This window comes from Pseudoalteromonas sp. BSi20429, assembly GCF_000238895.1.
Classification (GTDB): Bacteria; Pseudomonadota; Gammaproteobacteria; order Enterobacterales; family Alteromonadaceae; genus Pseudoalteromonas; species Pseudoalteromonas arctica.
In genome coordinates this window covers 20789-43153 of the sequence record NZ_BADV01000067.1, presented here as the reverse complement: position 1 = coordinate 43153, position 22365 = coordinate 20789, and the positions used below count along the sequence as shown (strand labels likewise).

General features: G+C 39.7%; 14 protein-coding genes. 4 read left to right on the top strand and 10 right to left on the bottom strand.

The genetic code is table 11. The annotated features are described in order from the left end of the window. Nucleotides 1-86 precede the first annotated feature (86 nt). The 4 genes from P20429_RS06930 to P20429_RS06945 form a co-directional block, all read right to left on the bottom strand. Complete coding sequence (locus P20429_RS06930; protein ID WP_007584588.1) at nucleotides 87-1601, bottom strand: SpoVR family protein; 1515 nt, start codon at nucleotides 1599-1601, stop codon at nucleotides 87-89. Between the two features lie 19 nt (nucleotides 1602-1620). Beyond that, nucleotides 1621-2904: a YeaH/YhbH family protein gene (locus P20429_RS06935; RefSeq protein ID WP_007584585.1), complete on the bottom strand. Its 1284-nt coding sequence runs from the start codon at nucleotides 2902-2904 to the stop codon at nucleotides 1621-1623. Nucleotides 2905-2935: 31 nt separating this feature from the next. Then, nucleotides 2936-4858, bottom strand: coding sequence for a PrkA family serine protein kinase (locus P20429_RS06940; RefSeq protein ID WP_007584584.1), 1923 nt, complete (start codon nucleotides 4856-4858; stop codon nucleotides 2936-2938). 210 nt (nucleotides 4859-5068) lie between these two features. Continuing rightward, nucleotides 5069-5650: a superoxide dismutase gene (locus P20429_RS06945; RefSeq protein ID WP_002960323.1), complete on the bottom strand. Its 582-nt coding sequence runs from the start codon at nucleotides 5648-5650 to the stop codon at nucleotides 5069-5071. 266 nt (nucleotides 5651-5916) lie between these two features. Here P20429_RS06945 and P20429_RS06950 point away from each other — a divergent pair, with 266 nt between their 5' ends. Beyond that, entirely contained in the window at nucleotides 5917-6255 is a 339-nt protein-coding gene (locus tag P20429_RS06950) for a Grx4 family monothiol glutaredoxin (protein WP_004335359.1), read from the top strand. 89 nt (nucleotides 6256-6344) lie between these two features. On the opposite strand, the gene P20429_RS06955 is transcribed toward P20429_RS06950, so the two are convergent. The 6 genes from P20429_RS06955 to P20429_RS06980 all read right to left on the bottom strand — a co-directional run bounded on the left by P20429_RS06955 (nucleotide 6345) and on the right by P20429_RS06980 (nucleotide 13599). Then, a complete protein-coding gene (locus P20429_RS06955; RefSeq protein WP_007584583.1) occupies nucleotides 6345-7658 on the bottom strand; it encodes a PAS domain-containing sensor histidine kinase in 1314 nt (437 codons plus the stop codon). Next, nucleotides 7658-8983 (bottom strand): sigma-54 dependent transcriptional regulator, encoded by a 1326-nt coding sequence (locus P20429_RS06960; RefSeq protein ID WP_007584582.1) that lies wholly within the window; start codon nucleotides 8981-8983, stop codon nucleotides 7658-7660. Before P20429_RS06960 ends, P20429_RS06955 begins: the two co-directional genes overlap by 1 nt. A gap of 71 nt (nucleotides 8984-9054) precedes the next feature. Beyond that, a complete protein-coding gene (locus tag P20429_RS06965) occupies nucleotides 9055-10263 on the bottom strand; it encodes an ABC transporter permease (protein WP_007584581.1) in 1209 nt (402 codons plus the stop codon). A 12-nt stretch (nucleotides 10264-10275) separates the two neighbouring features. After that, nucleotides 10276-11589, bottom strand: coding sequence for an ABC transporter permease (locus P20429_RS06970; protein ID WP_007584580.1), 1314 nt, complete (start codon nucleotides 11587-11589; stop codon nucleotides 10276-10278). Nucleotides 11590-11592: 3 nt separating this feature from the next. After that, nucleotides 11593-12303 carry an ABC transporter ATP-binding protein gene (locus tag P20429_RS06975; RefSeq protein ID WP_004335374.1) on the bottom strand — a complete coding sequence of 237 codons (711 nt, stop codon included), beginning with the start codon at nucleotides 12301-12303 and terminating at the stop codon, nucleotides 11593-11595. A gap of 42 nt (nucleotides 12304-12345) precedes the next feature. Beyond that, nucleotides 12346-13599, bottom strand: coding sequence for an efflux RND transporter periplasmic adaptor subunit (locus P20429_RS06980; RefSeq protein WP_007584578.1), 1254 nt, complete (start codon nucleotides 13597-13599; stop codon nucleotides 12346-12348). Nucleotides 13600-14297: 698 nt separating this feature from the next. Between P20429_RS06980 and gltB the strand changes: the two genes are divergently transcribed. The 3 genes from gltB (at nucleotide 14298) to P20429_RS06995 (ending at nucleotide 22125) form a co-directional block, all read left to right on the top strand. After that, nucleotides 14298-18755, top strand: a complete 4458-nt coding sequence (gltB, locus tag P20429_RS06985; protein WP_007584569.1) for a glutamate synthase large subunit — start codon at nucleotides 14298-14300, stop codon at nucleotides 18753-18755. A 9-nt stretch (nucleotides 18756-18764) separates the two neighbouring features. Beyond that, nucleotides 18765-20180 (top strand): FAD-dependent oxidoreductase, encoded by a 1416-nt coding sequence (locus P20429_RS06990; protein ID WP_007584567.1) that lies wholly within the window; start codon nucleotides 18765-18767, stop codon nucleotides 20178-20180. A gap of 922 nt (nucleotides 20181-21102) precedes the next feature. Beyond that, a complete protein-coding gene (locus P20429_RS06995) occupies nucleotides 21103-22125 on the top strand; it encodes a GGDEF domain-containing protein (protein ID WP_370494019.1) in 1023 nt (340 codons plus the stop codon). The last annotated feature ends 240 nt before the right edge of the window (nucleotides 22126-22365 follow it).

The window sequence follows — 22365 nt, the reverse complement described above, 5'->3', positions numbered from 1 at the left end:
ATATCCAGAATTTAGGGTTAAATAATACCGTGTTTTTATAACCTGCTGAGCAAACCCAATCAGTATGAAAATTTTATTGCTCTTCATTATTGTGTTGTGTGTCGAGAGTCATCTATTGGGCATTGACCAATCATTGAAACCTCACCAGAATTTGACTCTTGCTCTAGTTTTACTTTAAAGCCCCATAATCTGTAAAGATGCTTAAGCACTTCCTCGTGCGAGTTTGCTAAAGGAATGTTGTTATGAGGTACGTAGCGTAGGGTTAGTGAACGGTCACCTCTAATATCAACGTCATATACTTGAATGTTAGGCTCATGATTACTCAAGTTGTACTGTGCTGAGAGCGCTTCTCTTACTGCTTTATAGCCGTTGTCGTTATGTATTGCGCCAATTTCTAAATGGGGATTATTAGTATGGTCAATAATAGTAAATAATTTAAAATCACGAATTAACTTTGGCGATAAAAACTGGCTAATAAAACTCTCATCTTTAAAGTTTTCCATTGCAAAATGCAGTGTATCTAGCCAATTACTGCCTGCATATTCAGGAAACCAGCGTTTATCTTCTTCAGTTGGGTGCTCACATATTCTGCGAATATCAACCATCATATTAAAGCCTAAAGCATATGGGTTAATGCCTGAATAATACTTACTGTTATAAGGTGGCTGATAAACTACGTTGGTGTGGCTTTGTAAAAATTCTAACATAAACGAGTCGGTGAGTTTTCCCTCATCATATAAGTGATTAAGGATGGTGTAATGCCAAAAAGTTGCCCAACCTTCATTCATTACTTGAGTTTGTTTTTGTGGGTAAAAGTATTGCGAAATTTTACGAACAATACGTATCACTTCACGTTGCCAAGAGTCGAGTAATGGGGCATTTTTTTCAATAAAATACAAAATATTTTCTTGGGGTTCAGAAGGAAAATGGCGTACTTTCTTTTTGGTTTCTTGCTGTTGCTCAGGAATAGTCCGCCATAATTCGTTTACTTGCGATTGAAGGTAGTCTTCACGCTCTTGTTGGCGTTTTTGTTCTTCAAATAACGATATTTGTTGTGGACGTTTGTAGCGATCCACTCCGTAATTCATTAACGCATGACATGAGTCGAGTAGAGCTTCTACTTGTGTAATGCCGTGCTTTTCTTCACAGCGACTTATGTAGTTTTTAGCAAATACCAAGTAATCAATAATTGAGCCAGCATCGGTCCAGGTTTTAAATAAGTAATTACCTTTAAAAAATGAGTTATGTCCGTAACATGCGTGCGCCATTACAAGCGCTTGCATAGGTAAGGTATTTTCTTCCATTAAGTACGCAATACAAGGGTCTGAATTTATCACTATTTCGTAAGCGAGACCCATTTGTCCGCGCTTATAATTTTGCTCTGTTTGAATGAACTTTTTACCGTAAGACCAATGACTATAGCCAATAGGCATACCAACGCTTGAATAAGCATCCATCATCTGCTCTGCGGTTATCACTTCAATTTGATTAGGGTATGTGTTTAACCTGTAATGAGCTGCAACACGGGCAATTTCACCTTGGTACTCATCTAATAAATCAAAGGTCCAATCTGGGCCATCACTCATTCGTTTGTCTTTCATAATGCTACCTCGCTTTAGGCTATGCAGAGTTTTGCTGTTGACGACCTTTTTTAAATAGCTCCCTAAAAATTGGGTAAATATCTTCAACGCTTTGAATATGCTGTATGGCGAAATTATTATGGCTGTGTGTTATAGATTCATATTCGCGCCATAGGCTTTGATGGGCACGAGTGGTTATTTCAATATAAGCAAAATAGCGTACTGCGCTTAAGAGCTTATTACGCAAAATTTCACCACACTGCGGGGTGTCGTCCGCCCAGTTATCGCCATCAGAGGCTTGTGCGGCGTATACATTCCACTCGTTTGCGTGATAACGCTCTTTTATTATTTCGTTCATTAATTTAAGAGCGCTTGAAACAATAGTGCCGCCAGTTTCTTGAGAATAAAAAAACTCTTGCTCGTCTACTTCTTTTGCTTGTGTGTGGTGGCGAATATAAACAACTTCTATGTCTTTATAGCTGCGTGTTAAAAATTGATAGAGCAAAATATAAAAACGCTTTGCCATGTCTTTTGTTGGCTGATCCATTGAGCCTGACACATCCATAATACAAAACATCACCGCTTTGCTGGTGGGGTGAGGGCGCTTTTCGTAATTACGAAAACGTAAATCGTAGTTATCAATAAACGGAACCGACTTAATTTCCACTTTTAATGCTGCAATTTCTTTTTGTAATAAAGCAATTGCTGCTTTATCGTTATGTGGACCAGCAAGCAGCAGAGCAAGTTGTTCTTCGAGCTCTTTTAAACGGCGTTTTTTACCTGCACTCATGGCAACACGCCGTGCAAGCGAGCCTTGTAATGAGCGGACAATATCAATATTGCTAGGTATACCATCACTACAAAACCCTGCGCGATGGGTTTTCATTTGCACTAACTTATCAAGCTGGTTCTCTTGTAAGTTAGGAAGTTCTAAATCTTCAAACAGTAAATCAAGGTATTCATCTTTTGATATTGAAAATACAAACTCATCTTGTCCTTCGCCCGAATCGCTGGCGTCACCTTCACCGGCACCGCCGCCTTGTCCGCCTTTAGGGCGCTCAATTTTATCACCTGTAGAAAACTGATCGTTACCAGGGTGAATTTGTTCTCTATTCCCGCCTTGCCCTTGATGAAACGTAGGTTCGCTGATATCGCGCTGTGGAATAGAAATACTCTCACCAGAGCTTGAATCTGTAACGCTGCGTTTGTTAATCGCATCTGAAACTGCTTCTTTAATTTGCTTTTTATAGCGCCTAATAAAGCGCTGGCGATTAAGCGTACTTTTGTTTTTACCGTTTAAACGCCTATCTATAAAATGCGCCATATTGACCTCCTATATACTACGACTATGAAGGTTATTGCGATTTTCTAACCCGTAAATACCACTCAGAAAGCAAGCGAACTTGTTTTTGTGTATAGCCTTTTTCGACCATACGGTTCACAAAGTCTTCGTGCTTTTGCTGATCCTCTGCAGACGTTTTAGTATTAAACGAAATAACAGGGAGTAAATCTTCGGTATTAGAGAACATTTTTTTCTCAATCACCGTGCGTAGTTTTTCGTAGCTTGTCCATAGTGGGTTTTTACCGTTGTTATGCGCACGGGCACGCAATACAAAGTTCACTATTTCATTACGAAAATCTTTAGGGTTAGAAATACCTGCTGGCTTTTCTATTTTTTCAAGTTCGGCATTAAGTGCCTCGCGGTCAAATAGTTGTCCCGTATCAGGGTCGCGATATTCTTGGTCTTGTATCCAAAAGTCAGCATAAATAACATAACGGTCAAAAATGTTTTGCCCGTACTCTGAATACGATTCTAAATAAGCGGTTTGCAGTTCTTTACCTATAAATTCTACATATTGCGGAATTAAATAGCCTTTTAGAAAGCTTAAATAACGCTCTTCTATTTCGCTTGAAAATTGTTCGCGCTCTATTTGTTGCTCAAGCACATAGAACAAATGCACTGGGTTTGCGGCAACCTCTGTGGTATCAAAGTTAAACACGCGGGATAAAATTTTAAACGCAAAGCGAGTAGAGAGCCCCGTCATACCTTCATCAACACCTGCGTAATCACGATACTCTTGATACGATTTTGCTTTAGGGTCGGTGTCTTTTAGAGTTTCGCCATCGTATACCCGCATTTTAGAATAAATACTTGAATTTTCTGGATCTTTTAAACGTGATAGCGTCGTAAATTGCGCCAATGTTTTAAGTGTACCTGGTGCGCATGGCGCGTTGTATAGCTCGCTGTGCTCAAGTAATTTGTCGTAAATTTTAATTTCTTCAGTTACACGTAAGCAGTAAGGTACTTTTACAATATAAACACGGTCTAAAAATGCTTCGTTGTTTTTATTGTTTTTAAAGGTTTGCCACTCAGACTCATTAGAGTGAGCGAGGATCATGCCATTAAAGGGCAGAGCACTAATGCCTTCTGTTCCGTTGTAGTTACCTTCTTGGGTGGCGGTAAGTAAAGGATGCAGCACTTTAATAGGCGCTTTAAACATTTCTACAAATTCCATCAGCCCTTGGTTAGCTAAACATAAAGAGCCAGAGTAGGCGTATGCATCAGGATCGTTTTGAGCAAAGTGCTCAAGCTGGCGAATATCGACCTTGCCCACTAGCGCCGAAATATCTTGGTTGTTTTCATCTCCAGGTTCGGTTTTGGCAATGCCTATTTGGTTTAAAATTGAGGGGTAGCGCTTAACCACTCTAAACTGGCTAATATCACCATTGAATTCTTTTAAGCGTTTGCCAGCCCAAGGGGACATAATGGTTTTTAAGTAGCGCGGTTTAATACCGTATTCTTGCTTAAGTACCTCGGCGTCCTCTATTGGGTCAAATAATGCAAGAGGATGGTCGTTTACCGGAGAGCCTTTAATTGAATAAATAGGCACTTGTTGCATTAAATATTTTAGTTTTTCAGCAATGGATGATTTACCCCCACCAACAGGTCCAAGTAAATAAAGTACTTGTTTGCATTCTTCAAGCCCTTGGGCGGCGTGTTTTAAATAAGAGACTATTTGCTCAATGGCGTCTTCCATACCATAAAAATCAGCAAAGGCAGGGTAGCGTGCAACTACTCTATTAGAAAATAACCGGCTTAGTCGTGCATCCGTTGCGGTATCTACCATGTTTGGTTCGCCAATTGCCATGAGTAGGCGTTCTGGTGCGCTGGCGTAGGCAGACTTATCGGTTTTACAAATCTCAAGAAATTCAGCGATACTGTATTCTTCTTCCTGTGCCGCTTCGTATCGTGCTTGGTAATGCTCAAAAATCGTCATAATAACCTCCGAAACCCGCTGTAAAAAGGTGCTTACCTTTTAAAGTCTAGTCACGAATGTGTATTTTTGTGCAATAAAATTAAAAATTTAAGTGAAAAAAGATCATGTTACTAAAAGCGTTTTATTAAATGATGAGGCGCTTAGGTGTGATAAACAACAAACAAAAAAAGACGCCTAAGCGTCTTTTTTACATTAGCGTTTAAAGGCTAATTAAGCGAAGTTAGCGTTCGCGAATTCCCAGTTAACAAGCGACCAAAAACCTTTAAGGTAATCTGGACGAACGTTACGGTAATCAATGTAGTAAGCGTGTTCCCATAAATCCACTGTAAGGATTGGAGTAACGCCATCATCAGTTAATGGTGTAGCAGCGTTAGATGTATTAACGATGTCTAGTGAACCATCAGCAAGCTTAACTAACCACGTCCAGCTTGAACCAAAGTTATTTACTGCTTTGTCATTTAATGCATCTTTAAACGCATCAAAAGAACCCCATTTAGCGTTGATTGCATCAGCAACTGCGCCAGTAGGCTCGCCGCCGCCGTTTGGAGATAAGCTGTTCCAGTAAAAAGTATGGTTCCAGATTTGTGCTGCGTTGTTAAATACGCCGCCTTCTGATGAACATACGATCTCTTCTAGAGATTTGTTTTCAAACTCAGTACCAGGGATTAAACCATTAAGCTTAACCACGTAAGTGTTGTGGTGTTTGCCATGGTGAAACTCTAGTGTTTCTTTTGAAATATGTGGCTCAAGTGCGTCGATTGCATATGGTAGTGACGGTAGTTCAAATGCCATTTTTTTATCTCCATCTTCTTTGGTTGATAGTCCATTTGGTAATACGTAATGCCTGTTGAAACAGACCAGTTACCTATACCAAGCGGTAATATAGTGTTACTATAATTGTTGAGTATTTTACTCAAGTTTAAGCAAACAGCAATGCTATTGCGAAAGACTATTTCAATTGCGGCTTTATTTGCCCATTTTAAGTTATATATTTGTGGTCACGATGAGTTATTTTCAAGACCTAAATATATTTAGCTATCGTTACTTTGAGGTTGTAGATGGAAACCATTGATAAAATTAAACAGCAAATTTCAGAAAACCCAATAATCCTTTTCATGAAAGGGTCACCAAAATTACCAAATTGTGGTTTTTCTTCACAAGCATCGCAAGCGTTAATGTCATGTGGTGAACCATTTGCATACGTTGATATTTTACTTAATCCAGACATTCGTGCTGAGCTTCCAGCATACGCAAATTGGCCAACATTCCCGCAATTATGGGTAGATGGCGAATTAGTTGGTGGTTGTGACATTATTATCGAAATGTTTCAACGCGGTGAATTACAGCCGTTAATTACAGAAACTGCTGCTAAATATAAAGAAGCTGACGCAGAGTAATTTATTACTCAACCTGCTATCAGGTTATTAAGCTCTTTAAACACAAAGCCACTTTTTAAGTGGCTTTGTTGTTTTTAATTTTTGTGAATTTACGAATAAGGAAGGCTCACTTGTACGTTTAAGCCGCCCTCTATTTTGTTGTGTAAACTTATATGCCCCTGGTGCGCTTCTGCTATTTCTCTGCATAAGGCTAGCCCTAAACCACTTCCCGTACTTTTTGTTGAATAAAAGGGCACTAAAGCATTTGCCATTACTTGCTCGCTCATTCCTTTGCCGCAGTCACTCACATTTATAACACAAGCTTGGGGCACAAATTCGACCTGAATATGTATTTCATTGGCGTTGGAGCCTGACTCGTGTGAATTTTTTAATAAGTTTATGAGCAGCTGCTCGAGTTGGGCTTGATCAGCTTGTAATTCATTGTGTGAATTTTTTATTTCGTAGCTAAATTGCCAGTGATTTTTTAAATTATTGAGTGTGTTTTGCCAGTTAATCCGTGTTTTTTGTGGCTGAGGTAATTTAGCAAACTTGCCATAGCCTTGTACAAATTCAGTTAAATGACTAATTCGCTCATCAATAGTTGCAAATACACGGGCAAGGCGGGGCTCATCGACTTTATTTGCGAGCAATTGTGCGCTGTGTAACATGGACGACATAGGGCCGAGTGAATTATTCAATTCGTGGCTGATAATGCGTATTACCTTTTTCCACACGGCAACTTCTTGGCGACTAAGCTCACGGGTTAATTGTTTAAATATATATAAATGATGCTTTTGGTTATTGAGTAAAAACTCCCCGGTAGCTAAATGCCAAGTTTGCGAGTCTTGATTCTCTATTTCTATATTAAAGAGGCCATCAACACCATGCTCAATAGCTGCTATTAATTGCAGAGGGGAATTTTCGAGTAATTTACTTAGCTGCATACCTTCAAGGCGGGTTGCGCTATTAAATAAACTACGGCTAATTAAATTACTAAATACCACCGTATTATTATCATTGACCAGTAATAACGCTTGCGGCGAGCTTTGCAATACTTTATCAAGCATTAACTCGCGCTGGTAAATCCATTGTTTTTCTTGGCGAAGCTGTTTAGCGGTTTGATTATAAAGTCGGCATAGTTTTCCAAGTTCATCATTACTTTTATACGCTAGTAAGCTGGAGAGCTCACCATCTTTAAAATTAAGCAACCCGGTTTCGAGCGATTGCATGCCAAGCTTTATTGGTTTGGTGAGAGCTCTTGAAAGCAAGGTGCTAAATGCAAGCGTTAGTAATATTAAAAACAGAGTGTAGTACATATCAAAACCACTAAGTGCGGCAATAATAAAAACAGGCAGCGCGCTACAAAGTGCGCAAATTAACACAACCTTTTGGCTTAGGGTAAAGTGGCTAATAATGTTTGGCATTAATAATCAATACCCATTTTTTGTAATCGACGATAAAGTGCTTGTCGGCTTAAACCAAATTCACGGGCCACTTTGGCTATAACACCTTGATGAGCGCGCATTGCATGTTCTATTTCCTGTTTGGTCGGCTCTGCTTTTTGTTGGGAAGAGACCTGTGACGAAAGTACAAAGTCATCGACTGTAAGCGCACCTGTAGGTTTTAGTACCGCTACGCGTTTACAAGCGTTTTCTAGCTCTCGAACGTTACCCGGCCATTTGTAATGTTGAAGTGCTTGCTCTGTGTTTATAGTCAGCTCTCGGTGAGGTAAAAAATGGCTAATAAGTGCTAAAACATCATCTTGTCTTTCACTTAGGGCAGGCACATTGAGCTCAATTACATTAAGGCGATAATATAAGTCTTCCCTAAATCGACCTTGTTGAATTGCTTGTAGTAAGTTTTCGTTAGTGGCCGATATAACCCGCACATTTACCTTTCGTGTTTGTGTTGAGCCTAAACGTTCAAACTCGCCGGTTTGTAGTACGCGTAGTAATTTTATTTGTCCTGAAAGTGGTAAATTACCAATTTCATCTAAAAATAACGTACCGCCATCAGCTGCTTCAAATCGACCAATACGTTGTTTGGTTATCCCCGTATATGCTCCGGCTTCAGCGCCAAAAAGTTCGGCCTCTATAAGTTCTTGCGGTAGTGCACCTGCGTTTACCTTAATAAAAGGCTGCGATACAAGCGGGGAGTTTTTTTGAATAATATGCGCAATACACTCTTTACCACTCCCATTAGGGCCTGTAATTAATGCAGATATATCAGATTTAGCCACTTGAAGCGCCATAGTAACCAGTCGTTCCATCGCAGTACTTTTAAATATTAGCCCAGCAAGGTCTGCGCTTTTAAATGTACCTTCACGTTCTTGTTGATGGCGATTATGTGTCGCCACTATTTTTTTAGCACTGCCTAGCTCTATTAAGTTACCGATACAAACTAGTAGTTTTGCATCATCCCAGGGTTTTGGTAAGTAATCAGCAGCACCTGCTTTTACAAGCTCAATGGCGGTGGCAAGTTCGGTCCAGGCTGTAATAAGTATAATAGGTAGGTGTGGGTTTATTTCTCGTAGTTCATAAAACAACGCTTTACCTTCTTCGCCAGAGGTGGTGTCACTGGTAAAGTTCATGTCTTGAATTACAAGCTCAATTCGTTGATAGCGAACTATTTGCAAAGCATCAAATGGATTTGTTGCAGTAACAACCGAAAAATCGTGGATCTCGAGCAACAATGAAAGTGCGTCGAGTACTGCTTGGTTATCATCAACAATGAGTATTTTATGAGTCATAGGTTATTTTTATAATTTTTTAATGGCTACACTGCCTTACTAAGCAGTGTAGCATAGTGATTTACATATTATTAAATAGTGCGAGTTGCGATACTGGGCGAAATATTTGCAGCGCGTTTAGCCGGCGCTAATACTGCAAGTAAACTCATTAAAAATACGGCAATGGCGGTAACGGCTATATAACTTGGCGGTAGTGCGGCTACAGAAAAATACTGCATTAACATTTTCCCAAGTAGTATTGCTGTTACTACACCTAAGGCTAAACCTAGGCTACAAATTAATGCATTTTCTACTAAAAAGTAGCTAACAATAGCTAACTTTCTTGCGCCAAGTGCTCTGCGTGTACCAATTTGCTTAGTACGTTTGCTAATATTAAATAAGGTTAAGCCAAAAATACCGAGAGCGGTTATAAGCACTAAAATAGTGATTAATACTATGAGCATGCGCATCATAAGGCGATCTTGAGCGGTATACTCATTTTTTAATTCATCAAGCCCTTTAATGTTGTTAATAACGCGTTTGCTGTAATTTTCGAGCATAGCATTTTCTATTTCTTTCATTACAGCTGCTCGCTGACCAGGCTTAGTACGAACGGCTACTTGTGCATAGCTTGCTGCTTTAATATAAGGAATAAACGCAAGATTATCGGGTTTACTGTCTTTAAGCCACGGGCCTTTCATCTTTTCAATCACGCCAATAATTTTAAGTGGTATGTCGCCAAAATAAACTATTTCCCCTAAACCATTTCCCTCAGGATATAGCTCATCAAGTAGGGCTTTAGTGACTATAGTGACATTGGTGCGCTCTTGCGTAATTTCATTTGTTACAAGCACTTCATCTTCGGTAAAATTTCGCCCAGCAATTAAGTTAACGCCGTAGGTATTAATTGCGTGGTCATCTATAAAAAAATAAGCGGTCCTGACACTTAGGCCTTCTTGAGGAGCTGGTTTTAAATTAAAACTAGAGGCACTACCACCGCCGGATAGCGGGATGCTACTGCTTAGCGCTGCATCGACTACGCCTGGCATTTCTCTGATCATGGTTTCATCAAGCTCAAATTGTTGACTTAAGTTAATATCCTTTCCAAAAGTCATTACATTAAACTTAAATATATCTTGCTCAGGGTAGCCTGTTTCTTGGTTTAAATAGCTAATTCTATCTTGAATAATAAATGCAGCATTACTGACAATTGCCGTGGTGATTGCAATTTGAATTAGCAGTAAAACAGCGCCTACCTTTGAGCGACATAAGGCATTAAATATAGGTTTTATTTCTAACATTGTGGTATTCCCTTACTGGCTCTTAAGATAAATAGCAGGATTGGTTTTGCACACTAACCAAGCAGGGTACAAACCAGCAAAAATACAGGTTGTAATTGCAATTAATGGGGCGCTCAATAGCATGGTTAAATCCATAGTCGCTAAGTTTTCATAGTAGTCGTAGCTTTGCCCTACGCCCATTAAGCCAAGTTGTGCTATTACAATTCCAAGTAGGCCACCTATAAAGCCAAGCATGGCGACCTCAACTAAGTGCTGTAAAAATATTTGTCTTTTACTTGCACCTAATGCGCGCCTTACACCGACCTCTGGTGCTCGGCGTAAAAATTTAGCTAAAAGTAAACCTAAAATATTGGCTAAGCAGACACCTAAAAACATAAAGCTCAAGCCCACTAAAATTTTATTGTCTTCGGTGACGACGTTGTTGTACTGCATCCATTGGTTTACATCGCGAAGTTTATACTCCAGTTGTTTACGATTAAATCGACCACGCTTTTGCTGCTCTTGCATGTAGGCTAATAAGTAATTTTGATAGGCTTGTTTTTGCTCTAGCGTATTTAGCTCTGCCCAAAACTGGATCCATACTTGCTCCGATTGCAGTTTATCGGCAAAGGTTGGCGTGTTTTCGTGCTTCCAACCATTGCTATTACCCCAACTAACGAGCTCTTTTGCTTTAATTAAACTAAAAGGCATAAATAAATCTTCGGCTTGATTAAATGCGCCGTTATTTAAATCATAATATTTAATATTCAGAGGCCAGTGCTTAACAACGCCAACTACTTGATAGCTGCCATCATCTAAGTAAATTAGCTCTCCAACGGAGTTTTTTCCTGCAAATAGCTTGTCGTTTAGCTCTTGTGTAATAACTACAACGGGTGCGGCTGAATTTTCTTGCTCTGTGCTCCACGTTCCGCCATATAAAAATGACAAATTAAACATGCTAAAAAAGTCTGGCGTTGTCATGCGGGCACTGCCAATAAAAGGTTTTATTTTGTCGGAGTCCAGATAAACCGAAAAGCCGGTACGCATCATGGCCACTTTCCTATCTAAAGAGGGTGCCTTTAATAAGTTCTCTGCATCTTGATAGGTAAGTTGTAGTGGCACGTTATCTTCTGTCCGCCACGTACTACCGTCGTCCATTGTTTGTAGTTGCACACTGTAAAGTTGGCTGCTTTTTTCTGGGATAGGATCGGCCGACATCATGTGGTAAACACTTAGGCTGGTCATTGTTATGCCTATACCTATCGCAATGGCAAGTACCATTAAAAAGCTAACCAGTGGGGTGCGCTTGAAGCTGCGCCAACTTAAATCTAAATAATGAATAAACATTAGTTAAACTCCCGATGCTGTTTTTATAGTTTGCGCGCCCTGATAAAGCGTAAAGTCGGCAAGTTGTCCATCAACTACTTGAATATTACGCGGAGCACGGCGGGCTAATTCGCTATCATGCGTTACCATTACAATAGTGGCACCGTCGCGATTTATTTGCTCAAGTAACTCCATAACTTGGCGAGCCATTAAGCTGTCAAGGTTACCTGTTGGCTCATCGGCAAGTAAAAAACGAGGTTCACCGGCAAGCGCACGGGCTATTGCCACACGTTGTTGCTGGCCACCAGAGAGTTGTTGAGGTAAGTGTTTAGCGCGAGATGCTAAACCAACTTGTTCAAGGCATTGTTCAATTCGACGTTTTCGCTCATTTGCTTTAATCCCTCTGTAGCGAAGAGGAACTTCTATGTTTTCATATAAATTTAAATCGGGGATCAAATTAAAGCCTTGGAATATAAAGCCAATTTTTTGATTACGTAAATCAGCACGTTGGTTATCGTTTAGGCTGCCAACATTAACGCCATCTAACAGGTACTCACCTTCGTTAAAAGGCTCGAGCATACCTGCAATATTTAAAAAGGTTGTTTTTCCTGAGCCGCTAGGACCGGTAACAGCAATAAATTCGCCTTCGTTTACTTGCAGGTTAAAGTCTCGAAGCGCATGGGTCTGTACCATTTCTGTTTGGTATACCTTACTTACATTGTTCATTTGTAACATGGTTGTTCCTAATTATTTTTAGCGTTGGTTGAGAACGTCTGTTTAATTTAATAAAATCGTATCGGCTTGCTTAAAGTCGCTGTAGCTTGAAATAATAATTTCATCGTTTTCTTTAACACCGCTTAAAAGCTCAACCGCATTAATGCTGGTGGCGCCTATTGTAATAGGTATACGCTTTGCGATATTGCCATCGACTTTATAAGCTATAATTCCGCCTTGCTGCATAAATGCACCACGCTTTACTTGCATTACACCTTCTCGGTTGTCGAGTAAAATACGTGCAGTTAAGCGTTGGTTCTGACGAATGTTGTTAGTAACACCTTTAAACCGGACGCGTGCTATTACTTCACGATTATTAACTTCTGGTGATATGGCGGATAAATTCCCCATCACTGTTTCATTGCCTAACTTAAGCTCTACTTCCATACCGAGCCCTAATTCGTTTGCGTAACTTTCAGGAACTTGGAGTTCGGCTTCAAAATTACTTAAGTCGACGAGAGTCATAAGAGGTTGGCTTTGCGTCACTGCGGCTTTTTGTTGCACTAATAGGTTACCCACGATCCCTGTAACGGTAGCCTTAATAGATAGGTTGCTTACTTTTCGGATTAAGTCATCAACAATAAGTTGTTGGCGGGTCACATCACTTTTAGCAGCTTGTAGTTCAAAAGTGAGCGTGTCTTTGGCAAGCAATACCTCTTGCTGCGCATGCTTATAGGAGAGCTTAGCTCGGGATAAATCATCAACTGCTTTTTCTAGATCAATTTGGCTAATTAAGTGCTTTTGTATTGATAACTGTGCGCGACGATTTTCGCGCTCAGCGGCGTTAAGCTCGACTTGTGCCATATCGAGTGTTTTATTTAAGGTGAGTGTTTGGCGTCTTGCTTGCAAATGCTGCCTTTGCTGTTCGCCTTCAAGTCTTTTAAGTACAGACTCCTGTTGCTTTAATTCATTAGTTAACTCAGGGCTTTGCAGCAGGGCAAGTGTGTTGCCTTGCTTTACTGTATCGCCGGCCTTTACTTTTAAATCTATAAATCCCCGTTCTGGACTGTAGATTTTAGGGGCATTAGCAGCAACAATTTTACCACTGGCGGCAATGTCTCGAATGAGCGCTTTAACATGTACTTTTGCAATCTGTACTTTTGAGCGGCTAATAGAGCTTTTAGCGCTATGGTTAGTTAAAAAAATATAAGCAATTGCAGAGACTACAATGAAAACAATCGCAGTGATCATCGCGTATTTTTTATAGCTTATAGGTGCCTTTACCTGTACGTCTTGTGCGCTGGTATCTTTAATCATTTAATTTCCCCTAAATTGCTTTTATGTATTTTTCGCACAGCAGTAATAAAGCTGCTGTGCAAATAGCGGCAATAGGAGAGAGTAAAAATAAGCTTAGAGTAAACATAGTAATTCCAATTAGCGATTATATATATAGCTATACGATTAATATGCCAACTATTATGGCCTTGATATTTAAGTGATTTTATTTTTTTGTTATTGAAATTTATGTCCGCGGACAGTTTATGTGTCCGCATCGGACATAGTTTTAAATAAAAATTCACTATTAACGTACAAAAAATGACATGAACTTTCATAACTATACTAATGAGCAGCAATAATCGGGGATGTTAAGCCATTAAAGTAATGAAATGGCATAAAACTATCTAAATGTTAACTGAATAGCCTCTCTAGCGCTGAATACTTATTCACTTTCGGTTGCCTTTACGTTTACGTAAGCTGGCACGCTGGAGACTCGTGTTTTTTACAATATGTTAAACTTGACACCAGTGTCATGAAAAAATAGTGGTTAAAATAACGCTAAATGTTAAAAATAATGATAAAAAGAAATCTTGCTATGAAGTGAGAAATATTCAAGAATGTGAATATGTATTCAAAGTGCTATTGACTCTATTTAAGATAGAGGCTAGTTTTGTCCGTCTGTTAGCAAATCGTCGAGCAGTTCATCCACGCTAACAGTGCAGCAAGGGGAGGGGTCTATGTTATACGACTCAAAGTTAGAAAAAGAAAATTGTGGCTTTGGCTTAATAGCCCAAGTTAATGGTCAAGCTAGTCATAGGCTTATTCGTACTGCTATTACGGGGCTTGATCGCATGCAGCACCGTGGTGGTATATCTGCCGATGGTAAAACAGGTGATGGCTGTGGTTTATTATTACAAAAACCAGATAGCTTTTTCCGTGCTATTGCTAGTGAACATAACTGGCACTTAGGCAAAAACTACGCAGTGGGTATGATATTTTTAAATTCAGACCCTGTTTTAGCGCAAGCTGCAAAACAAATACTTAGCGAAGAATTAGAAAAAGAAACGTTAAATATTTTAGGTTGGCGCGTTGTGCCAACTGACCCATCTATGCTGGGTCCTATTGCTGTACAGCAATTACCAGGTTTTGAACAAATTTTTGTTAGCGCGCCAGAAGGTTGGCGTTCTAAAGACTTAGAGCGTCGCTTATATGTAGCACGCCGCCGCGCTGAAAAACGCATTGTTGATGACGAAGCTTTCTATATCGCAAGTCTATCTGGTTTGGTAACTATCTATAAAGGCTTAATGATGCCTGCAGATTTACCAAATTTTTACCTAGATTTAGCTGATATTCGTATGACGAGTGCGATTTGTGTTTTCCATCAGCGCTTTTCTACTAATACTCAGCCGCGTTGGCCTTTAGCTCAACCTTTCCGCTATTTAGCACACAATGGTGAAATTAATACTATTGAAGGTAACCGCCAGTGGGCACGCGCACGCTCATATAAGTTTGCGTCACCGCTTATTCCTGATTTACAAAGCGCAGCACCGTTTGTAAACGAAACCGGCTCTGATTCATCAAGCCTAGATAATATGCTTGAGCTATTTTTAGCTGGTGGCATGGATTTATTCCGCGCTATGCGTATGCTCGTACCACCTGCATGGCAGAAAAACCGTGCAATGGACGACGATTTACGTGCATTTTACGACTTTAACTCTATGCATATGGAACCATGGGATGGCCCGGCAGGTATTGTTATGTCGGATGGTCGTTTTGCGGCTTGTAACCTTGACCGTAATGGACTTCGCCCAGCGCGTTATGTAATTACACAAGATGGCTTTATTACGCTTGCATCAGAAGTGGGTATTTGGGATTACACTGCCGATGAAGTAGTTGAAAAAGGCCGTGTTGGTCCAGGTGAATTATTAGTTATTGATACTAAGCTTGGCAAAATTTGGCACTCAGATGAAATCGATCAAGATTTAAAGTCTCGCCATCCTTACAAGTCATGGCTTGAGGAGAACGTTAAGCGTTTAGTTCCATTTGAAGAGCTTACTGAACAAGACGCCGGTAATCGCTCATTTGATGACGAAACGCTAGCTAAATATCAAAAAATGTTTGGTTATACCAACGAAGAGCTTGATAGCGTTATTCGTGTAATGGGTGAAAACGGCCAAGAAGCAACCGGCTCAATGGGTGATGACACGCCATTTGCAGTGCTTAGTGAAGGGCATCGTTCGCTGTATGATTACTTCCGCCAAAAATTTGCGCAAGTAACAAACCCACCTATCGATCCACTGCGTGAAAATCATGTAATGTCGCTTGCGACATGTATTGGTAGTGAGCAAAACGTATTTAACGAAACAACAGGCCATGCTAAGCGCCTACAGTTTGATACGCCAATTTTAATGTACGCAGACATGCAGCAGCTATTAAATGCTGATGAAGCGCATTACAGCTACTGTAAAATTGATATTACCTACACAGTTGAAGAAGGTTTAGAAAATGCGGTAACGCGTATTTGTGACCAAGCACAAGAAAAAGCAGCCGCTGGTTGTATCATGCTTATTTTAACTGACCGTAACTTTGATGAAGCAAATTTGCCGATTCCAGCGGCTATGGCTGTAGGTGCGGTACAAAAACGATTAGTTGATAACAATCTTCGCTGTGAATCAAACATTATCATTGAAACCGGTAGCGTGCGTGATGCGCATCAGTTTGCTGTGTTATTAGGCTTTGGTGCTACGGCAATTTATCCATACCTTGCGTATGAATCGTTAGTTGCGATGAGCGACAGCAAAATTATTAATAAGTCGTATTGCGAAGTAACTCTTGCTTACCGTAAAGCCATTAACAAGGGCTTATACAAAATCATGTCTAAAATGGGCATAAGTACGGTTGCGTCATATCGCTGCTCAATGTTGTTTGAAGCGGTTGGTTTATCTGACGCTATTGTACAAATGTGCTTTAAAGGTGTGGCAAGTCGCATACAGGGCGCATGCTTTACCGACTTTGATGACGATCAGCAAAGCTTACACAAACTCGCTCTAAGTAAGCGTAAATTATTAAGCCACGGCGGCTTGTTTAAGTACGTACATGGCGGCGAGTATCATGCTTATAATCCTGATGTAATCCAAACCCTGCAAAAAGCAGTTCGTTCTGGTGAATATAGTGATTACAGTGAATATGCAAAACTTGTTAATACGCGTCCTATTGCCACTTTACGTGACATGCTTGCGCTTAAAATTCCAGAGCAAGGCATTAGCATCGATGATGTAGAGCCTGCAGAAAACCTATACAAGCGTTTCGATTCAGCAGCAATGAGTATTGGTGCATTATCGCCAGAAGCGCATGAGGCTCTAGCAATTGCAATGAACCGCTTAGGTGGTTGTTCAAACTCTGGTGAAGGCGGTGAAGATAAGCTGCGTTATGGTACCGAGAAAAACTCGCGTATTAAGCAAGTCGCTTCAGGTCGATTTGGCGTAACGCCGCATTACTTACGCAGTGCTGACGTTATTCAAATTAAAGTAGCGCAAGGTGCAAAACCAGGCGAAGGCGGTCAATTACCGGGTGAAAAAGTAACCCCATATATTGCTAAGCTTCGTTATTCGGTTCCCGGTGTTACGTTAATTTCGCCACCACCACATCACGATATTTACTCAATTGAAGATTTAGCGCAGCTAATTTTCGATTTGAAACAAGTAAACCCTAAAGCGCTAATTTCTGTAAAACTGGTTTCAGAACCAGGCGTAGGAACCATTGCAACGGGTGTTGCTAAAGCGTATGCCGATTTAATTACTATTTCTGGCTACGACGGCGGTACAGGCGCAAGCCCACTTACTTCAGTTAAATATGCAGGTAGCCCATGGGAACTAGGACTTGCAGAAACGCAGCAAGCCCTTGTTGAAAATGGACTACGTCATCGTATTCGCTTGCAAACAGATGGTGGCTTAAAAACGGGTTTAGATATAATTAAAGCGGCAATTTTAGGTGCAGAAAGCTTTGGCTTTGGTACCGGCCCAATGGTTGCGCTTGGTTGTAAATACTTACGAATTTGCCATTTAAATAACTGTGCGACCGGTGTTGCAACACAAGACGAAACACTTCGTCAAAAGCATTACCACGGCTTACCAGAAATGGCGATGAACTACTTTAAGTTTATAGCGCAAGAAGCACGTGAAATCATGGCAAGCTTGGGTGTTGTAAATTTAACTGATTTAATCGGTCGTTTAGATTTACTTGAAGCAATTGAAGGCAAAACAGCAAAACAGAAGAAAATTGATTTATCTTCCGTAATTGCTCAGCCTAATAACCCAACAGGTGAAACACTTTATTGCAGTGCGCCTAATAGCTCACATTATTTAGGAAAACTTAATGAGAGCCTACTTGCTAAGGCGCAAGAAGCAATTGATGCTTCAAGCGGTATTTCACTAGTAAGTCGTATTTGTAATACGGACAGATCGGTAGGTGCAATGCTTTCTGGCTATATTGCTGATAAATATGGCAACCAAGGTATGGCGGCAGATCCTGTAGCAATTGAGCTACATGGTACTGCGGGTCAATCATTTGGTGTTTGGAATGCCGGTGGCCTTGAAATGACACTGGTTGGCGATGCAAACGATTACGTAGGTAAAGGCATGGCGGGTGGCAAGTTAGTTATTCGTCCACCACTTGGCTCGTCGTTCGAAAGTCACAAAGCCACAATTGCAGGCAACACATGTTTATACGGTGCAACAGGCGGCAAACTGTTTGCTGCAGGTTGTGCAGGCGAGCGCTTTGCAGTTCGTAACTCGGGTGTGCAAGCGGTTGTTGAAGGTGTAGGTGACAACTGTTGTGAATACATGACGGGCGGCGTTGTATGTGTACTGGGCAATGTAGGCGTTAACTTTGGCGCGGGTATGACAGGTGGTTTTGCTTATATTTTAGATGAGCGAAATGATTTTGAAAAACGCATTAATCCAGAGCTTGTCGAAATAGTAACACTAGACGAATTAACGTCGCATCAAGAACATTTACGCGGCTTAATTGCTGAGCATTTAGAGCTTACGGGTTCGTGCAGAGCAGAAAGTATTTTGGCTAACTTTGAATTGTACTTACCGATGTTCAAATTAGTAAAACCAATATCAAGTGACGTAAAAAGTTTACTCGGGCATCGCGCTCGCAGTAGTGCCGAACTACGTGTTCAGGCGCAATAAGGGGGCAGTATGAGCGAAAATGTATATCAATTTATAGACGTGCAGCGTGTAGACCCACGCAAAAAACCAATCTCGTCACGTAAAAAATCTTTCGTAGAAATTTACGAACCCTTTTCAGAGAATCAGGTTAACTCACAAGCTGACCGTTGTTTAGATTGTGGTAACCCATACTGTGAGTGGAAATGTCCAGTACATAACTACATTCCACAATGGTTAAAGTTAATACGCACGGGCCGTATTATAGAGGCGGCTGAGCTTTCTCATCGTACAAATAGCTTACCAGAGGTTTGTGGGCGTGTTTGCCCACAAGACCGCTTGTGTGAAGGCTCGTGTACGCTCGATGAAGAGTTTGGTGCGGTTACAATTGGCAATATTGAAAAATACATTACTGATGAGGCATTTAAAATGGGCTGGAAGCCTGATATGTCTTATGTAACATGGACTGACAAAAAAGTAGCCATTATTGGTGCGGGCCCTGCAGGTTTAGGGTGTGCTGATATTTTAGTGCGAAATGGCGTTAAACCAGTAGTGTTTGATCGTCACCCAGAAATAGGTGGACTACTCACATTTGGTATTCCTTCTTTTAAACTTGAAAAATCAGTAATGCAAAAGCGCCGTGAAATTTTCACTGAAATGGGCGTAGAATTTAAGTTAAATGTTGAAGTAGGTGTTGATATTACACTTGATCAAATTTTAGCTGATTACGACGCTGTGTTTTTAGGGGTTGGTACGTATCAGAGTATGCGTGCAGGTCTTGAAAATGAAGATGCAGCGGGTGTTCACGATGCATTGCCGTTTTTGATTGGTAACACGAACCGTGTAATGGGCTACGACGAGACAAAACAACCGTGTATTGATATGGCTAATCAAAAAGTAGTTGTACTTGGCGGTGGTGATACAGCGATGGATTGTGTGCGTACGTCTATTCGACAAAATGCTGCAAAAGTAACGTGTGCTTATCGTCGTGATAAAGAAAATATGCCAGGCTCTAAACGTGAAGTTAAAAATGCGAAAGAAGAAGGCGTTATATTTACGTATAACGTTCAGCCTAAAGGCATTGTATTGAACGATAAAGGTAAAGTGACCGGCGTTAAAATGGTTAAAACTAAATTAGGTGAACCTGACGCAAAAGGCAGAAGCCGTGCTGAAGAAGTACCTGGTTCAGAGCATGTTATTGAAGCAGATCAAGTTATTATGGCGTTTGGTTTCCAACCTCACAAAATGGATTGGTTAGAAAAATACGATGTAGAAATAAACAACTGGGGCGGTATTAACGCACCAGAGCAAGGTGAGTTTACACATCAAACTACTAACCCTAAAATATTTGCTGGTGGCGACATTGTACGTGGTTCAGATTTAGTGGTAACTGCTATTTTTGAAGGACGTAACGCTGCAGAAGGTATTATGGATTACTTAAAAGTTTAATTTTTCGTGTTAAAATAACGATATTTAAAGCAAGCCAAGTGGCTTGCTTTTTTATTTGTTTTATCCAAATGTAATGTCAACATAATTAGTGACAAATGGGGCTATATTTATACCACCTTTTGTATGGCTTTCTTGAACAACACCTTTTGTTAGTAACTTCATGTAGAAACCTTATATAGTAACTTTCAGAGAAACTGCTTTGTTATTATGGGTTGTTCTTTATAAGCCAAATGCGATTTCTTTGGGTATCTACTAAGCGGCTTTCAGGGCTCGTTTCATATATATAAACGTTATCGACACTTCTTTCTTCTATGTCGTTTATATACTCTAATACCAATTCGCTTAATTAAGTGATCTATTTTGAGATAACAAAATTATGTCGATAATGAGGCTAAAGTTTCGCTACTTAGGTGTTCTCGGTAATTACCTCTACATTGCTTTGTATTCATGCAGTCGTATCTCGAAAGTTTTAATGCAGTTAGCGCCAAGTTCAATCCTTGAAATTGATTGAGTATTATCGCGGATTGGTATAATGCGTGTATTTTTTTGTAACGGCACTTTTATTGATTAATGTGTTGTTTACTCGATCCAGGCACAATTCATAGAATAGTTATTACCATTTTTAACTGTGCAGGTTTATATTATTTTTTGACTACCAGTCAGTTCGATTATTGCAGGAATGAAAGGGCGTACTTATATAATTTAGCAAATGGTATTAGTGCCAAGCAATTTAATATCGTAAAAATGTACTTACCTGAGATAAATGCAAGAGGCTAAAAATAAGTGCACAATTGTCAGTGCTAATTACTAACCTTAATAGTTGATTTAAATATAAAGTAGGTTCATTATTGCACGCTGTTTACGGTTTGCTTACTTTATATCTATAAGTTTGCTTTTATACATTAATAAATAAATAGAAATTATGTACGAATATTCAAACAATTTAGAAAGGAAGCTCATTGTTCGGTTCTTTTCCTCAATAGGCTTTATAGCAACGTTTTCGATGGCTAGCTTAGCATTTATTAACAGCAGCTATTTATTAGCATTTACTTTGGTTGTTTCTTCGTTTGTTTACTTATCTGCGTTTAATATAGGCAGAGGTGTAGAGAAGTCTGCAACTGTAATTTTATATAACCTGTATGCACTGATGTTTTATCTTGTACTTACAGGAGGAGCACAAGGTACAGGGCCTATATGGATATTTATAGTGTCTCCTGTTACTTATTCAATTCGAGGGCTTAAACGAGGGACGTTTGATATTGTTTTATTTTTATCGGCGATTGTTCTCGGTTTCTATTGCGCTGATACATTTAATATATATGACTACAATCCAGAGCAGTTTCCAGTCAGAATCATACTCGCTTTTATAATTGTTGCATCGCTGAGTGGTTATTACGAATTTTCAAGAGAAAAATACAGCAGTAAATTAATTGCTTTAAGCCAAAAAAATGAATTTTTAGCAACTATAGATCCACTCACTAATCTGCCAAACCGTCGTTTCACTATGAATAAGCTTATAGCTTTTAAAAATGAGCTTAAAAACAATAATATCCCGTTTGTAATATTATTAGCTGATGTAGATAATTTTAAAAAAATTAATGATCAATTCGGCCATGATTTTGGCGATGAAGCTCTTATCCATTTAGCCAAAACATTTGAAAATAATATTCCGCAAAATGCGATTGCTTCACGTTGGGGCGGTGAGGAGTTTTTAATTGTGATTCCAAATGTAACCGTTGATGAGGGCGAGCTCGTTGCAAAAAAAATCCATAATGCCCTTAAAGCTTCAGCTGTAAGCTTATTTTCAGATAGTGTAAATATAACGCTAAGTATTGGCATCACAGCTGCAAACGCTGAGCGCTCAATTGACCTAGATATTAAGCATGCTGATGAACTACTTTATAAAGCAAAAGAGCAAGGTAAGAACAGAACGTGCTCTTTTTAAATGTTTATTTACTTTAATCCATTGAAAACGAATCAAGGGATGGCCTTATTTTAGCCTTTCTGCGTTTTAAGCTCATGTAGCATATTACAATACACGCAATCTGCATTGTAATTAAAACCCAATAACTAACACCTAAATCACTTAGTCCATTTATTTTTTCGCTAGTAAAGTAATAGGCCACAACGACTAGTTGAAAAACTAAAAAGCTATTTAAAAACTTAAATAAACGTTGTTTAAAAC

What these genes read in the sequence shown, in the direction of transcription:
- P20429_RS06930 (WP_007584588.1), bottom strand. Translation starts at nt 1,601, where the DNA reads ATGAAAGACAAACGAATGAGTGATGGCCCAGATTGGACCTTTGATTTA.
- P20429_RS06935 (WP_007584585.1), bottom strand. Translation starts at nt 2,904, where the DNA reads ATGGCGCATTTTATAGATAGGCGTTTAAACGGTAAAAACAAAAGTACG.
- P20429_RS06940 (WP_007584584.1), bottom strand. Translation starts at nt 4,858, where the DNA reads ATGACGATTTTTGAGCATTACCAAGCACGATACGAAGCGGCACAGGAA.
- P20429_RS06945 (WP_002960323.1), bottom strand. Translation starts at nt 5,650, where the DNA reads ATGGCATTTGAACTACCGTCACTACCATATGCAATCGACGCACTTGAG.
- P20429_RS06950 (WP_004335359.1), top strand. Translation starts at nt 5,917, where the DNA reads ATGGAAACCATTGATAAAATTAAACAGCAAATTTCAGAAAACCCAATA.
- P20429_RS06955 (WP_007584583.1), bottom strand. Translation starts at nt 7,658, where the DNA reads ATGCCAAACATTATTAGCCACTTTACCCTAAGCCAAAAGGTTGTGTTA.
- P20429_RS06960 (WP_007584582.1), bottom strand. Translation starts at nt 8,983, where the DNA reads ATGACTCATAAAATACTCATTGTTGATGATAACCAAGCAGTACTCGAC.
- P20429_RS06965 (WP_007584581.1), bottom strand. Translation starts at nt 10,263, where the DNA reads ATGTTAGAAATAAAACCTATATTTAATGCCTTATGTCGCTCAAAGGTA.
- P20429_RS06970 (WP_007584580.1), bottom strand. Translation starts at nt 11,589, where the DNA reads ATGTTTATTCATTATTTAGATTTAAGTTGGCGCAGCTTCAAGCGCACC.
- P20429_RS06975 (WP_004335374.1), bottom strand. Translation starts at nt 12,303, where the DNA reads ATGTTACAAATGAACAATGTAAGTAAGGTATACCAAACAGAAATGGTA.
- P20429_RS06980 (WP_007584578.1), bottom strand. Translation starts at nt 13,599, where the DNA reads ATGATTAAAGATACCAGCGCACAAGACGTACAGGTAAAGGCACCTATA.
- gltB (WP_007584569.1), top strand. Translation starts at nt 14,298, where the DNA reads ATGTTATACGACTCAAAGTTAGAAAAAGAAAATTGTGGCTTTGGCTTA.
- P20429_RS06990 (WP_007584567.1), top strand. Translation starts at nt 18,765, where the DNA reads ATGAGCGAAAATGTATATCAATTTATAGACGTGCAGCGTGTAGACCCA.
- P20429_RS06995 (WP_370494019.1), top strand. Translation starts at nt 21,103, where the DNA reads ATGTACGAATATTCAAACAATTTAGAAAGGAAGCTCATTGTTCGGTTC.